Here is a 14,883-nt window from a genome sequence, read left to right as displayed (position 1 = left end):
ACAAACGATTCTATAGACTCAAGTCTAATTTGTTCTCTAGTTCCATTTTGGATATAGTTCATAATTTAAGGCCCCCTAATAACTGTTATTTAATCAAATTATACCATATTAAGGGACTTTTCGCACAGCCTGCCGGGGGAAATTCTGAGACATGCAGTGGCTCAGTTGCTAAATGAATAGGGAATAGTACATGTATTGAGTATGGTGGTGATTTTAAAGATACAATAAAGCTAACAGTTATTAAATAAATTAACAACTGTTAGCTTTATTATATTAAAAATCAGTTTTAAATAGCTTATAATTATTAATTAATTTTATTCAGAACAGTCACAAGGCTTAACAGGAACACACTTGTCTGGATTAAGAACTCCACTAACTCCCATAAGTTCTTCTATTATTACTTCTATAGTTTCTGTAGGACAGAAACATAATATAGTATGAGCATTAAAAACATAGTTTTGATCGGTATCTCTTCTTAGAGGTTGAGTATTACTAACACATGGAGATGTAAAGTTACCACTAAAAGTTTTGTATATATCACATGGTTTACTTATAGGGAAACATACATTACCATAGAAGTTAACAAGACCAAATCCTAATTCACTTAATAAGAAATTAGTATCTCCAGCCCCAGCATTACCAGGTGGATCTGGAACAATAACAGTTGCTGTAAATTTACCTATTCCTGTTGTATCATTTTTAAGTCTTGCTTTTACTTTTATTTCTAAGTCATATATACCGTATTGATCAGTAGAAAAGTTAACATTTAACATTATACCATCTGAAAGTTCACAATTTTCCTGATTGCATAAATCATTTTTGGATACAAATGAATTATAATTTGCAAGTAGATACTTACTATAAATATCTACATTATTTGGTGGTGTACCTGTACAAATACCACTAGCAACAGCAGTGAACGCTTTTGAAACAAAATTAATATTTTCATTAATTGTATTAGGAATCGTAGTACCATTTGAATACTGTCTTAATCCAAGACATTTGAAAGTAATACTTTCAACACTTTCAACACAAATATCTTTACCATTTAAACCAGTTATTGATTTAGGTATGTCGGTTATAAATTCACATAAGAATGGTGTAGATTGCAAAGGTGTACCTTGAAGCTCTGTACATGAAAATACTCTTTTAGCTAATATCGGATAGCAATATTGTGGATTACATTCCCATTTTAATGATTCACAGCAGCTATCACCACAAACCATAGGATCAAAATCACGAGTTTTTAAATTTTTATTGTCACTCATTTATGAAAAACCTCCTGTTGATATTTAAAATATAAAGAAAATATATATTTCCTTACAATAATAATATGAAAAATATATATAAGTGTTACAATATATAAACAAGCAATTGGATAGTATTAAAATTTTTTTGTAGTAACTTTTTAATAATAAATAGAGTATATTAGTAATAGCTTAAAGTTGATTTAGAAAAGGAGGGAACTGTATTGGCAAGTAATAATAGATACAAAGTAAATTCACAATATGGTAATAACGGATATAACAATGAGATGGTAAGTTTAAAAGTAGAAGAAAAAAAAAGACAAGTAAATAATTCTAGAAATACTATAGATGAGTACCAAAAATATAAAGGAGAAATAGGACCAAAGGGAGATAAAGGTGACAAGGGAGAACAAGGTGAAGTAGGACCAAAGGGAGATAAAGGTGACAAGGGAGAACAAGGTGAAGTAGGACCAAAGGGAGATAAAGGCGATAAGGGAGAACAAGGTGAAGTAGGACCAAAGGGAGATAAAGGCGATAAGGGAGAACAAGGTGAAGTAGGACCAAAGGGAGATAAAGGCGATAGAGGTATAGATGGAGCTTTGTTTATAAAAGATAATGCTTACTTAGTTCAAACAGAATCAATAGATATTGATAGTAATTCAATAATTACATTTGATACAAATATTATAAATGGAGAAAATATAAAAATAGAAGATGAAGGACATTCAATAATTTTGAAAAATAATGGAACATATTTTATAAGTTATACAATATCAGCAAACTGTATAGAAAGATATGCCGTAGGTTTAAGAATAGATGAAGCTTTGATAAAAGGTTCTATTTCTTATTGTGAAAAGTTAACATTAACATCTATTAGCAATAGTGTAATATATATGACAGGAGATAATATAGAAAAATTAGAATTATATAATTTTGGAAGAGAAAGTATAAAATTAGTAGCAAATGCAATAAGTATAAAAATAATAAAAATTGCTTGATATATATATTTCTGTACAGTCAAAAGTTCATATGATTAAGAAGCCTGAAAAAATTCTCTTTTTTGGGCTTCTTCCTGCTTTTCTTTAATTATTTTAGTTATGCTTAAATCCCTATTTTTAACTCCATCGTGTAAAGTTATCATAAGAGGTATACAAAATATTTTTGATGCAGCATCAGATAAAACACCTACTCCTCCAAACATATGACCAAATATAAACTCTGCTTTTGAAGAGTTCTCTGATTCTTGATGTAATTTTTTAACTCCAGGCATCTTACGGGATTCTTTTGATTGCTTGACTCCATCTCCAACCAAAACAATAGACTCACCTTCTCTATAAATAGGTGCATATTTTTTTACTACCTCAAACCATTTATTTGCAACAACTTCATATGTCCATGCTGATGATCGAAAGAAATGAATCATACTTTCATAAACCTTTGAATCCAAAGATAAATCTCTAATAATAGAGCTTAGCCCCAGTTTATCTGTTCTAATCACTAATCCGATTATTATTATATATAAATAACTATTTAATAGATTTTATCCTTTCTGTGTTGTAACTTTTAGGATACTATAAATCTATATAAAAGGGTTATTTTTTTTTAGAACTTTTGACTGTCTAATAACTTAAATCTATCAATTTTTTTATTTTTATGAAATTGATAGATTTTATAATTTTAACAAATGGTACAGATATTAAAGAAAAAAGGAAATTACTAAATGAAATTAAAAATACTTGCACAGAATTTATTTCAATTATAGAAGATACACTTTCACAAGATTTAGATATTTATGCAGAGTTAGGAGAAGATGAACCTATTATATTTGATGATGAAATCTCACAGGCTATAGCTGACGTAATAGATGCTCCTGTTATTGATGATGATAAAATATATACTAGGTTTTTGAGGAAATAGAAGATGGAGCTGTCTATGAATTTGAGGATGCTAATGATGATGTTAGTATAAGTATGTAGACACAATTAATCGAAGCAATTACAATAGAGGTAGATTAATTGTGTCTAAAAATGGCAAGATATACAGAAGAATTTAAAGATAGAATTATATAAATCAGGAAAATCATTAGCAGTATTACATAGTGAGTATGGCATACCAAAGTCAACAATATCTACATGGATAAAAGATAACTCTCTAGTATCTTCAAACTCAGAAGATGAAAGGACATTAAAGGAATTAAGAGCTCTTAAAAGAGAACTATCTGGGTGTAGCGTCCATAGCCGTCAACCTAAGAAGTCCTATTTTCAGTTATGATATAATTTTTAATCATAATAGAAAGTAGGACTAAAAGTTCCGCACCCCCGGGGGTTTTTGAGGGAAATTTATTTCCCTCTTGCTGAGTATCCCATTATAATTAATGGCGTATTTGTAGCTGCATTATTAAGTGCAAACAAAGCTATTTGCCAAGTTTTTGCACTATTATACTGAGTAGATGAATTATACATTATTATTCCCCTTTAATACAAACTAACTTAAATTAGTCTGTTTTCCCTATAGAATTTAATTTTAATCCCCACGCTCTGAAAACTTTTTCCTAAAGTGTCTAAATAATCATTTTTGCATCTATATTTATGTAGTAAATTTTATAGCTTACTCTCCTTTCCTAGTTTATAGGATTAATCTTTATGCTTATAAACTATATTCTTATATTAAGCACTTTGCTTTTTTTTCATTTTTTCTAAGTCAGATTGAACTTCAACCATTTTCTCACCTGTTAATGGATAGAACTTCATAGCTACTAGTGATGCTACATGTCCAAGTATTGGAACTATATACATACAAGTCATTATTAACCAGAAGAACTTACTATCTGCTGTAGTGTTTGGAGTTATAACTACATTAGCCATACCTATAATTGCAAGACCCATACCTAGTACAGTAGAACTTAAAGATGATATAAGCTTATCAACAAATGAGAATAATGTCCCCATCATACCTGGTACAAATTTACCTGTTCTAGATGCTTCATAATCTGCACAGTCTGCTATCATTGGTATAACTATATTTCCTGATATTGACATGAATGCAGCTTGAAGTACTGTGATTCCTATAAATAATATAGTATTAGTATTTATTTGAGTTAACGAAATTCCATCAAATGGTTGTAATACTAACATTAATATTAACATAACCATACTTAACCAAGTTCCTGTAACAAAGGCTTTCTTTTGACCTAATTTAGATGCATATCTAACACCAATTACAGTTATAATTATTACAAGAGGAGTAGTTATCATTCCAATTGTTCCTTGTAGTGCAAGATTCATTAATACATTACCATATAAATATATCTTAGCTGCACTTGCAAGGTTTCCTGCTAATTTATCTGTAGCAGCTGCTACAACTAGCATTTGTATAGCTCTGTTTGACTTTATTATTGGCCAATAATCTTTGAACTTAACTTGTACGGCCTGTTCTCCTACACTGTAGAATTCTTTTTTATCTCTTCCTGATATACCTATTATTGCAAGTATTGTTAATACAAATGATAGTCCACCAAATATTATTGCTACCATTTTCCACATTTCAGGATTTAGTGTACCATGGTCATATCCTGCTTCAAACATTGAAGGAAGTATACTTGTTATTACTACTGTTGCTCCTGTCATTATTACTGTGTTGTATATTGAATCAAATATTGTAAATAATGGTCTTTGCTTTGGATCATTAGTTAATGCTGATTGTGCTGCTTTTGTACACGCAGTTTGGAATGTATATCCTATTACATATAATATATATACACCCATTAATGCAGGGAATCTAATAGATTTATCTACCGTTGGCATTACTGCAAATATTAAATATACTGTAACTAATAAAATTATATTTCCAATTAACATAAATGGTCTGTATTTACCAAATTTAGTTTCTGTCTTATCTATCAAGTATCCTATTATTGGATCTGTTATTCCATCAAATACTCTCATAGCCGTTATTGCTATACCTATCGTTACTGCTGCTATTCCTAATATATTTTGACTAAATACAGCTAAGTACATCATTATGAACATTATTGTATTCGTTGCCGTATTATTAAGTGCAAATAAAGCTATTTGCCAAGTTTTTGCACTATTGTATTTTACAGTTGAATTAGACATTATTATTCCCCCTTCAATTTAGGTTAATATTTACTTAACCTTACCTTTTTATAATTTCGGTTAAAATTTAACAATATTTTTAATTTTAGAAACGTTTTCCTAAGTGTCGTAAAAATAATTCCTACTTTAGTGCTAGTTAATTATATCCCCAATCAACTAGCACAATACTTAATTAAAATCTATCTTCATATCCTAATTTTCTTAAATTATTTGCACTTATTTCTAAACTTTCAAATGGATCTTTTCCATAAGTATCATCTTGCTCTATAAATATGTGCTCTACCCCTGTTTCTCCAGCTAAGTCTATTATAGCTTTTATATCTAGATTTCCTTCACCTATTTCAGCAAACTGAACCATCAATGCTAAATTAGTCATTATTTGTTCCATTCCACCACTCATATCTAGTGTTTGAGCTATTCTATAATCTTTTATATGAAGTATTTTAATTCTTCCTTCTAATTTCTTTATCCACTCTAGAGGATTTACTCCAGCTCTTTGTAACCAATGAACATCAAGTTCAAATCCTAAGTATTCAGGATTACTTTGCTCAGCCATTATATCCATTATGTATTTTCCATCATATTTAGCAAACTCAACATGGTGGTTGTGGTAATATAATTCTAATCCTTCTTCTTTTAATCTTTTACCCATTTCGTTTAATTCTTTTGTAAATTCAACAATTTTTTCCTTTGATCCTAAGCAATCAAATGATATCATACCTATTCTTATATATTTACAATCTAGTGCTTTAGTATCTGCAACTATCTTATCAAAATTTTCTCTTAAGTTTTCCATTTTCATTCCTGGCATCATTGGCTTTATAGCTGCACTCGTTGCACAAACTTTCATGTCTAATTCATTTAAACATATTTTTATTTCAGCTACATTGTTTTCTGTCATTTCTATTTGAGATAATTCTATTGTTGAAAATCCGATTTCTTTAACTTTCTTTAAAGTTTCAGTAATACCGATTTCCCCAACTTTACCTCTAAGCATCATCATTTGAACACCTATTGTTGGTTTTGTCATTACATTTACCCCCAGTTTATTATTTTGTCTTGCTTAGATGAAACTCTTATTGCATCTATGATTTTTATAGAATTAATAGCGTCTTCTATGTGTACGTAATTTTTTGTATCATTTATTAGGCAATTATAATAATTATCTATAAGATCAAAATGACTTGCACCGTAATAGTGCTTAGTACCGCTAAGTTTATCATCTTCTATAATTTCAACTTTTTCTCCATCTAGCATCTTATATAATTTACTATCTTTTATAGTAAATTCACCATTTTCAAATATTACTTCAATTTCAACACTTGAATTAGTTTTATGTGCTACTGTTGTAAAGAATATTCCTCTACAATCATTTTCAAAGTTTATACATGCACTAGCTGTATCTTCAACTTCAATATCATAGTCTGTAAAATTATCAATTCTACCTTTTATAGATTTGATTTTACCACCAAATAATTGCATTAAATCTAATGTATGTATAGATTGGTTTATCATAGCTCCACCACCTGCAAGTTTCATACTACCTCTCCATGGTTTTAAAGTGTAGTATTCTTCAGGTCTATCCCAAGCAACTAACCCTTTTATTCCTAATACTTTACCATATTCATTCGAATTTATAGCTTCTTGCAAGTATTTTGTTGTTTTATTATATCTATTTTGTAGACATATACATATGTTTGTGTCTATACTTTCACTTAACTCTTTAAATTTGTTTGCTTCTTTAGTGTCTAAACACAGCGGCTTTTCTAGAAGTATATCTACTCCTAGATTAGCCACGTCCTTAGTCACAGGATAATGAAGGTAATGTGGTAAGCATATATGGACACAGTCTAAGTTTTCTTTTTCAATCATTTCTTTATAGTTAGTATAAAAGTTTACATCTTTAACTAATTCACGTTTACTTTCATCTATATCACATACTGCAACTAATTCTGATTTTTTATTTAATTTTATAGCATGGAGATGAACAATTGAAACATCACCTAAACCTATTACTCCTACTTTAAGTGCCATATATACCCCTTCTTTCCCGTTATGTTATTTATGCTTGAGCTTTCTCAGCTTCTATTTTTTTGTTTAATTCTTCTAAGTATAAATCTTCATCAAATGGTAATTCCACTTCTTCTCCAGTCCAGCTAGATAAGTGCATTGCATTTGATAATATAACACCATTTATTCCATCTGTTCCTGGTGCTAATAATTCTTTTCCTTCTAATACAGCTTCAGTGAAGTTTATCATAACATTTACATGTTGAACTCCCCATTGATCTGGTATTTCGAATTCTTCAACATCCATCATATCTGACATTCCACCTTGTCCCATGAAAAGTTTTGCAACGTCAGCAAATGTTAATTTCTTATTTAATTCATTTTCATCTTCTTTTAATCTTGTTATTTTAACTGATTTACTTCCTTCAACTACTATCTTACCTTTGTCTCCATGTATTTCAAATCTATCTGTACCCATTATATCATGTGTACAAGTTATAAACGTTCCTGTAGCTCCATTTGCATATTCAACGAAAGCTGTTACATCATCTTCAACTGCTATATCTCTATGAGAACCAAATTGTAAGTTAGCTCTTACTTTAGTTGGCATTCCACATATCCATTGCCATAAATCTAATTGGTGAGGTGCTTGATTAGCTAATACTCCTCCACCTTCTCCTGACCAAGTAGCTCTCCAGTTACTCATATCATAGTATGCTTGTGGTCTCCACCAAGTAGTTATTATCCAGTTCGTTCTTCTTATTTCCCCTATTTCTCCGTTATCTACTATTTGCTTTAACTTTTGGTATAATGGGTTTGTTCTTTGGTTGAACATCATACCAAATACTAAGTGTGGCTTAGACTCAGCTAATGCATTCATTTCTCTTATCTTTTTAGTATAAACTCCTGCTGGCTTTTCTACTAATGTATGTAAATCTCTATTTAATGCTTCTATAGCTATTATTGGATGATCGTAATGTGGTGTAGCTATTAATACTGCATCTATTTCTTTACTATCTAACATTTCTATATAATTATCGAAGAATTTTACATCTTCAGGTAACTTTTCATTAGCCCATTCTTTCTTTTGTGGATTTATATCACATACTGCAGCTAATTTAGCTCCTGGTACTTTTCCTTCTGATAACCAAGTAGCATGTGCTCCTCCCATTTGTCCTATACCAATTATACCAAATCTTAATTCTTTCATATTGTCTCCTCCAAAGTTATTTAGTCTAAAATCTATTTTCTTTAGCATATTAACTAAAGAATTATATTGAAGTGCATAAGCACTCTTACCATCTAATCCCTTGTCTTCTTTTATTATTTCAGTCACATCTTCTAACTCTAAATCTTTTAGAGAATCAAATACTACAAGATGTGGCTCCATAGTTAAGAACCCTTTATATCCATTTTTTATTGCATCTGTTAATATTTGTTCTATTTTTCCTTCACCTGTTCCACATACTACATTTTGATTATCACTCTTATTTGCATCTTTTATATGATAGTAAACTATGTGTGATTTTAATAATTCGTAGCAATCTTTAGTATCTTCTAAGCATTGAACAAAGTTTGCAAAGTCAAATATAGCTTTGAAGTTATCTGAATTTACTTCTTCAAACAATTCTAGACATCTTCTTGATATATCACCATATATGTCTTTTTCATTTTCATGAAGTAATATTATATCGTGATTTTTAGCTATGTTAGCAAATACTTTTAGCTTTCTTATAACTTCATCTTTAAATTCATCTGGATTTTTGTCCTTTGGCATATAAAAACTAAACATTCTTATATACTTACATTGTAGTATATTAGACATTTGACAGATTTTTTCTAATAGATTTTTCTGCTTTTCAAATGCTTCTTCATCATCTATAAATATTTTTCCTATTGGAGATCCTATTGATGATACTTTTACTTTATATTCATCTAATTTAGGTTTTATATAAGAATTTACTTCTTCTAGTGTATATTCACTGAAGTTTTTCTCATTAACTCCTCTTATAGATATATATTCCATTCCAAGCTCAGTTATAGTTTGTAGCTGAGTATCAAAATCACTACTTATTTCATCTGAAAATCCTGATATTTTTATATGCTCTAACATATGAATCCCCCTATTTGCTATACGCTTCGTAATCGTTTTCCTTATACTTGTATACTAACACACTTATATACCTTCATCAATACTTTTTCCTATTTCCTTACTAAAAATATCTTTTCGCATTGTTGTAACATATATTTTCTATTATTTCACCTAATGTGTCTATATCATTTGGATACTCTCCATTTTCAACTAACTTTCCAATATAGTTACAAAGTATTCTTCTAAAGTATTCATGTCTTGTAAATGATAAGAAACTTCTAGAATCTGTAAGCATTCCTACAAATTGACTAATTAGTCCTAATTGAGATAATGCCATTAATTGTCTTTCCATTCCATCCTTTTGGTCATTAAACCACCAACCAGAACCGAACTGTATTTTACCAGCTATTTGGCTTCCTTGGAAGTTACCTATCATAGTTCCTAATACTTCATTATCCTTAGGATTTAAACAGTATAGTATAGTCTTAGGTAATTTATCTTCTACATCTAAGCTATCTAATATTCTAGATAGTGAGTATGCTACTTCACCATCATCTATACTATCAAATCCAGCATCTACTCCAACTGTATTAAACATTCTAGTGTTGTTATTTCTAAGCGCTCCTATGTGAAGTTGCATTACCATATTTCTAGATGAGTACATCTTTCCTAATTCTACTAATGTATATGCTACATATTGGTTAACTTCTTTAGATGATATTTCTTTTTTGTTTAATGCTTTAACAAATATAGCTTCAACTTCTTCTTTTGTAGCTTTTTCGTAAAGTACTCTTTCTAAAGAGTGGTCTGTTATATTACATCCCTTTTCTATGAAGTGATTTAATCTTTTTTCAAGAACTTCTAATAATTCATTGTAGTTAGTTATTTGAGTATCTTCTACTTTTCCTAATTTTTCTATATAATCACCGAAATCTTTATTTAATATTTTTATAGCTTTATCCGGTCTAAATGATGGTCTAACTTCACACTTGAAACTTTCATCTTCATTTATTTGCTTATGATATCTTAAATCATCAACTGGATCATCAGTTGTTCCTATGTATACAACGTTAGACATTTCTATTAATTTTCTAGCAGTTAAGTTCTTTTCTTTTATAGCTACTATACACTTTTCCCATATATCTTTTGCCGTTTTTTCACTTAAAGTTTCTTCTACATCAAAGTATGTTTTAAGTTCTAAGTGAGACCAATGATATATTGGATTTCCTATTAAGTATGGCATCATTTTAGCAAATTCATAGAATTTTTCATAATCACTACCATCGCCAGTTATATACTTTTCATCTATACCAAAACTTCTCATAGCTCTCCACTTGTAATGATCATGATACAGCCACATTTGAGTTATATTTTCATAAGACTTATCTTCAGCTATTTCTATAGCTGGTAAATGACAATGGTAATCAAATATAGGCATATTTGATGCATATTTGTGATATAATATTTTAGCTGTTTCATTCGATAATATAAAATCACTATCCATAAATTTTTTCATATTTTTATCTCCCAACTTTAATTCTTAAATATAACTTTTTATTTATTATTTAGATTTATTTATAGCTTCTTTAAGTCCATTTATATATACAGCCCCTAAAGCTCTATCATATAATCCATATCCTGGTCTTCCAGTTTCTCCCCATATCATTCTTCCATGATCTGGTCTGTATGGTCCTTTGAAATCATAATCACAGTATGCTTTTACTATTTCATAGAAATCAAGTGATCCAGCTTCTGATAAATGAGCAACTTCATTGAAGCTTCTTTCTCCTGTTATTAATACGTTTCTTAAGTGAGCAAAGTTTATTCTATTTTTTTCTTTACCGAAGTACTTAACCATTTTTACTACATCATTAGTACTAGTACATCCCAGTGAACCTGTACATAATGTTACACCATTATATTCACTATCATAAAGATTTATAAATCTTTCTAAGCTTTCAAAGTTAGTTATTATTCTAGGTAGTCCAAATATTGACCATGGTGGATCATCTGGATGTATAGCCATTTTAACGTTACTTTCTTCAGCTACTGGTATTATTTCTTTTATAAAGTATCCTAGGTTTTCCCATAAATTTTCTTTATCTACATTCTTGTATTTATCAAGTAATGCTCCAAGTCCACCTTCTCCATAAGATGTATCCCATCCTGGAAGTTCTAGTTCACCTAGCGCTGGATCCATTTTTTTAACTGTTTCTTCATCATATATTAAACAGCTTGAACCATCTTCTAATTTATAATCTAAATCTGAACGAGTCCAGTCAAATACTGGCATAAAGTTATAACAAACTGTTTCAATCCCTGCTTTTCCTAAGTTTCTTAATGTTTCTTTATAATTTTCTATGTATCTTTCTCTTGTAGGTAATCCTAACTTTATATCTTCATGTACTGGAACACTTTCTATAACAGAAAGCTCTAGTCCATGATCTTCTACGCTTTTTTTTAGATTTAATATTTTATCAAGTGGCCAAACTTCTCCAACTGCTATATCATATATTGCTGTCACTATACCTTTCATACCTGGTATTTGTCTGATGTACTCTATCTTTACAGGGTCATCTTGACCATACCATCTAAATGTCATTTCCATTATTTAGTTCCTCCAATTATCTTTTTATATTTTGTAATCCTTTATTTATTAAGCTAGTAACACTTTCTTTATCTACTAGATTTATATCTCCTTTTATAGAGTGCTTAAGTGAACTTGCACATACTCCAAATTCAAGTATTTCTTGTATTTTCATATTATCAATTATTCCATGAAGTATACCTGCTGTAAATGCATCTCCCCCGCCAACTCTATCTAATATATCAAAGTTGTATTCGCTTGATACATGTAAGTCTTTACCGTCAAATATATATCCTTTTAATGAATTATTATTTATAGAATGTACTTCTCTTTTCGTACATACTGCATATTTTATATTTGGATATTTTTCAAATAATCTTTTATATAAATCTTCAAGACATTCATCAAATCCTAAATCTTTAGATTCATATTTTAATATATTTGTCATATCCAAATTACCTAAAAATGCTATATCTACATAGGGAAGCATCTTTTCTAAAAATCCTTTAGCATCATCTAAGCTCCAAAGTTTAGCTCTATAATTCGAATCAAAAGATACTAGTATACCAGACTTATTACAATATTTTGCTATCTCTATAGTTAACTCATATAATTCTTCGCTAAGTGCAGGAGTTATTCCTGATAAATGAACAAGCTTAACTCCTTTTAGCATTTCTTTTATATCGAATTCTTCTTTATCTGCCATAGATATAGCTGAATATTTTCTATCATATATAACTTCAGTGCTTCTAAGTCCATGTCCTATTTCTAAAAAATATATACCTAGTCTACCTTCACCTTGTAATATATGGCTACTATCTATATTGTAGCTTTTTAAATCTCTTATAACTTTATCACCTAATGAATTGTTAGGTAATTTAGTTACGAACTTAGTTTCGTGACCAAAATTTGATAAACTCGCAACAACGTTTGCTTCTCCACCACCGTAAATTACATCAAAAGAATTTGACTGAATAATCTTTTGATTATTTGGTGGAGTTAGTCTTAGCATTATTTCACCAAAGCCTAAAATCTTCTTATTTTCTAACATTTTGTATTTTCTCCACAAATTCTTTAGCTAACTTTTCTATATCTTCTAAGCTTCCTGCATTGAATAATGAACTTCCTACTCCTACACAAGATACTCCCATTTCAAACCATTTATCTACATTATCTATAGTTACTCCACCAGTTGGCATTATTTCAACATGAGGTATTGGAGCTTTTATAGCTTTAACATATTTAGCTCCAAATACATCTCCTGGGAATAATTTAACCATTTTATTTCCTTTATCTAGTGCATGCATCACTTCAGTAACTGTCATACATCCTGGTAAGTATAGTATATTTAATTCTTTACATACTTCATTTACTTCTTCATTGTATCCTGGACTTACAACATATTTAGCTCCTGCTTCTATTGCATCTTTAGCCATTTGTCCATTTAATACACTTCCAACACCTAGTATTAAGTCTTCATTATTTCTAAGTTCATTTATTAACTCACAAACATTTGGTATTGAATATGTAAGCTCTACTGATTTTATACCACCATTTACACAAGCCTTTACATATCCTTTAGCTTCTTCATGGTCTTTTGCTCTTATTACAGCAACTATACCTTCATTTTTTATAATTTCTAACATAACTTACCTCCTACACTCCTGAGTAAGCACTAAATGCTCCATCTACTGGTATACATACACCATTTACAAATCCTGATGCTTGACTACTTACTAAGTATAATAAAGTTCCTATTAATTCATCAGCTTCTCCATATCTTCCCATTGGAGTACTGTTTAATATCTTTTGACTTCTTTCTGTAGGACTTCCATCTTCATTAAATAATAACTTTTCATTTTGAGCTGTTACGAAGAATCCTGGTGCTATAGCATTTACTCTTATTCCAACCTTTGACATATGTACAGCTAACCATTGAGTAAAGTTACTTACTGCAGCTTTAGCTCCTGAGTATGCTGGTATTTTTGTAAGTGGAGTGTATGCATTCATTGAAGATATGTTTATTATTGTACATCCTTCTCTATTTATCATATCTCTACTAAACTCTTGTGATGGAAGTAATGTTCCTAAGAAGTTTAAATTAAATACAAATTCTACACCTTTTGGGTCTAAATCAAAGAATGATGTTAATTCTTCATTGTCTAAATCTTCTTCTAATAAATATTCTTTAGTTGTTGTTCCTTTTGGATGGTTTCCTCCAGCTCCATTTATTAATATATCACATGGTCCAAATTCTTTTAATATTATCTCATGTGCTGCTTTTAAACTGGCTTTATCTAAAACGTTCGCTTCTATTCCTATAGCAACTCCGCCATTATCATTAATTTCTTTAGCTTTAGCATCACAAGCTTCTTGACCTAATGCAAGTATAGCTACTTTAGCTCCACATTTAGCTAATGCTTCAACCATAGCTCCACAAAGTATTCCTGTTCCACCTGTTACTACTGCTACTTTATTATTTAAATCAACATTAAATGGTATATTCATATGTTATTTCCCCCTTATGGATTATATACTTGTATACTACCATTTTTATTTTTGCTTAGCAATACGTTTTCCTGAAAAATATAACATATCATTCTACAAAAATATACACCATTGTTTTTTTATTATATATTTTAAAATACTATTTTATTTTTTTAAATAATTTTCTATATCATCATTTATTTTATCTACTTCTATCCAATCTTCCGTAGGTTTTATTATATGAATATTTATGTAGTCTTTTATCATATGTATTTTTCTATTTTTTATAATATCTAATATAATTTCATGTTGGCTTATTATTTCTTCTTTATTACTTTTGATTTC

General features: G+C 29.6%; 15 protein-coding genes. 2 read left to right on the top strand and 13 right to left on the bottom strand.

The features are described 5' to 3' along the window. Positions 1 to 314 precede the first annotated feature (314 nt). A complete protein-coding gene (locus ACRC03_RS05300; RefSeq protein WP_438651522.1) occupies positions 315 to 1,268 on the bottom strand; it encodes a hypothetical protein in 954 nt (317 codons plus the stop codon). Positions 1,269 to 1,471: 203 nt separating this feature from the next. Here ACRC03_RS05300 and ACRC03_RS05295 point away from each other — a divergent pair, with 203 nt between their 5' ends. Then, positions 1,472 to 2,245 (top strand): hypothetical protein, encoded by a 774-nt coding sequence (locus ACRC03_RS05295; protein WP_438651521.1) that lies wholly within the window; start codon positions 1,472 to 1,474, stop codon positions 2,243 to 2,245. A gap of 35 nt (positions 2,246 to 2,280) precedes the next feature. Here the strand turns inward: ACRC03_RS05295 and ACRC03_RS05290 are convergent, their stop codons facing one another. After that, positions 2,281 to 2,745: a hypothetical protein gene (locus ACRC03_RS05290; protein ID WP_438651520.1), complete on the bottom strand. Its 465-nt coding sequence runs from the start codon at positions 2,743 to 2,745 to the stop codon at positions 2,281 to 2,283. A gap of 155 nt (positions 2,746 to 2,900) precedes the next feature. Between ACRC03_RS05290 and ACRC03_RS05285 the strand changes: the two genes are divergently transcribed. After that, the gene (locus ACRC03_RS05285; protein WP_438651519.1) at positions 2,901 to 3,164 is read left to right on the top strand and encodes a hypothetical protein; all 264 of its coding nucleotides are present in this window, start codon (positions 2,901 to 2,903) and stop codon (positions 3,162 to 3,164) included. 422 nt (positions 3,165 to 3,586) lie between these two features. Here the strand turns inward: ACRC03_RS05285 and ACRC03_RS05280 are convergent, their stop codons facing one another. The 11 genes from ACRC03_RS05280 to ACRC03_RS05230 all read right to left on the bottom strand — a co-directional run. After that, positions 3,587 to 3,709, bottom strand: a complete 123-nt coding sequence (locus ACRC03_RS05280; protein WP_438651518.1) for a hypothetical protein — start codon at positions 3,707 to 3,709, stop codon at positions 3,587 to 3,589. A 204-nt stretch (positions 3,710 to 3,913) separates the two neighbouring features. After that, complete coding sequence (locus ACRC03_RS05275) at positions 3,914 to 5,362, bottom strand: MFS transporter (protein ID WP_438651517.1); 1,449 nt, start codon at positions 5,360 to 5,362, stop codon at positions 3,914 to 3,916. A gap of 172 nt (positions 5,363 to 5,534) precedes the next feature. After that, on the bottom strand, positions 5,535 to 6,392 hold the full coding sequence (locus tag ACRC03_RS05270) for a sugar phosphate isomerase/epimerase family protein (protein WP_438651516.1): 858 nt from the start codon (positions 6,390 to 6,392) through the stop codon (positions 5,535 to 5,537). 5 nt (positions 6,393 to 6,397) lie between these two features. Further along, a complete protein-coding gene (locus ACRC03_RS05265) occupies positions 6,398 to 7,396 on the bottom strand; it encodes a Gfo/Idh/MocA family protein (protein ID WP_438651515.1) in 999 nt (332 codons plus the stop codon). 28 nt (positions 7,397 to 7,424) lie between these two features. Then, positions 7,425 to 9,485, bottom strand: a complete 2,061-nt coding sequence (locus ACRC03_RS05260) for a Gfo/Idh/MocA family protein (RefSeq protein WP_438651514.1) — start codon at positions 9,483 to 9,485, stop codon at positions 7,425 to 7,427. Between the two features lie 100 nt (positions 9,486 to 9,585). After that, positions 9,586 to 10,980, bottom strand: coding sequence for a glucuronate isomerase (uxaC, locus tag ACRC03_RS05255; RefSeq protein ID WP_438651513.1), 1,395 nt, complete (start codon positions 10,978 to 10,980; stop codon positions 9,586 to 9,588). 45 nt (positions 10,981 to 11,025) lie between these two features. Further along, entirely contained in the window at positions 11,026 to 12,072 is a 1,047-nt protein-coding gene (gene uxuA / locus ACRC03_RS05250) for a mannonate dehydratase (protein ID WP_438651512.1), read from the bottom strand. Between the two features lie 16 nt (positions 12,073 to 12,088). After that, complete coding sequence (locus ACRC03_RS05245) at positions 12,089 to 13,102, bottom strand: PfkB family carbohydrate kinase (protein ID WP_438651511.1); 1,014 nt, start codon at positions 13,100 to 13,102, stop codon at positions 12,089 to 12,091. Further along, positions 13,089 to 13,697, bottom strand: a complete 609-nt coding sequence (locus ACRC03_RS05240) for a bifunctional 4-hydroxy-2-oxoglutarate aldolase/2-dehydro-3-deoxy-phosphogluconate aldolase (protein ID WP_438651510.1) — start codon at positions 13,695 to 13,697, stop codon at positions 13,089 to 13,091. The genes ACRC03_RS05245 and ACRC03_RS05240 overlap by 14 nt, the downstream gene beginning before the upstream one ends. A gap of 10 nt (positions 13,698 to 13,707) precedes the next feature. Continuing rightward, positions 13,708 to 14,559 carry an SDR family oxidoreductase gene (locus ACRC03_RS05235; RefSeq protein WP_438651509.1) on the bottom strand — a complete coding sequence of 284 codons (852 nt, stop codon included), beginning with the start codon at positions 14,557 to 14,559 and terminating at the stop codon, positions 13,708 to 13,710. A gap of 144 nt (positions 14,560 to 14,703) precedes the next feature. Further along, positions 14,704 to 14,883: hypothetical protein (locus ACRC03_RS05230; protein WP_438651508.1), on the bottom strand; the 180-nt coding region annotated here is incomplete at its 5' end.

The organism is Romboutsia sp., from assembly GCF_051659545.1.
Taxonomy (GTDB): Bacteria; Bacillota; Clostridia; order Peptostreptococcales; family Peptostreptococcaceae; genus JBOFOR01.
This window is presented reverse-complemented; position numbering and strand designations above follow the sequence as displayed.

Bases quoted from the DNA above. Each gene is read 5' to 3' on its own strand.
- ACRC03_RS05300 (WP_438651522.1), bottom strand. From the start codon at position 1,268: ATGAGTGACAATAAAAATTTAAAAACTCGTGATTTTGATCCTATGGTT.
- ACRC03_RS05285 (WP_438651519.1), top strand. From the start codon at position 2,901: ATGAAATTGATAGATTTTATAATTTTAACAAATGGTACAGATATTAAA.
- ACRC03_RS05280 (WP_438651518.1), bottom strand. From the start codon at position 3,709: ATGTATAATTCATCTACTCAGTATAATAGTGCAAAAACTTGGCAAATA.
- ACRC03_RS05275 (WP_438651517.1), bottom strand. From the start codon at position 5,362: ATGTCTAATTCAACTGTAAAATACAATAGTGCAAAAACTTGGCAAATA.
- ACRC03_RS05270 (WP_438651516.1), bottom strand. From the start codon at position 6,392: ATGACAAAACCAACAATAGGTGTTCAAATGATGATGCTTAGAGGTAAA.
- ACRC03_RS05265 (WP_438651515.1), bottom strand. From the start codon at position 7,396: ATGGCACTTAAAGTAGGAGTAATAGGTTTAGGTGATGTTTCAATTGTT.
- ACRC03_RS05260 (WP_438651514.1), bottom strand. From the start codon at position 9,485: ATGTTAGAGCATATAAAAATATCAGGATTTTCAGATGAAATAAGTAGT.
- uxaC (WP_438651513.1), bottom strand. From the start codon at position 10,980: ATGAAAAAATTTATGGATAGTGATTTTATATTATCGAATGAAACAGCT.
- uxuA (WP_438651512.1), bottom strand. From the start codon at position 12,072: ATGGAAATGACATTTAGATGGTATGGTCAAGATGACCCTGTAAAGATA.
- ACRC03_RS05245 (WP_438651511.1), bottom strand. From the start codon at position 13,102: ATGTTAGAAAATAAGAAGATTTTAGGCTTTGGTGAAATAATGCTAAGA.
- ACRC03_RS05240 (WP_438651510.1), bottom strand. From the start codon at position 13,697: ATGTTAGAAATTATAAAAAATGAAGGTATAGTTGCTGTAATAAGAGCA.
- ACRC03_RS05235 (WP_438651509.1), bottom strand. From the start codon at position 14,559: ATGAATATACCATTTAATGTTGATTTAAATAATAAAGTAGCAGTAGTA.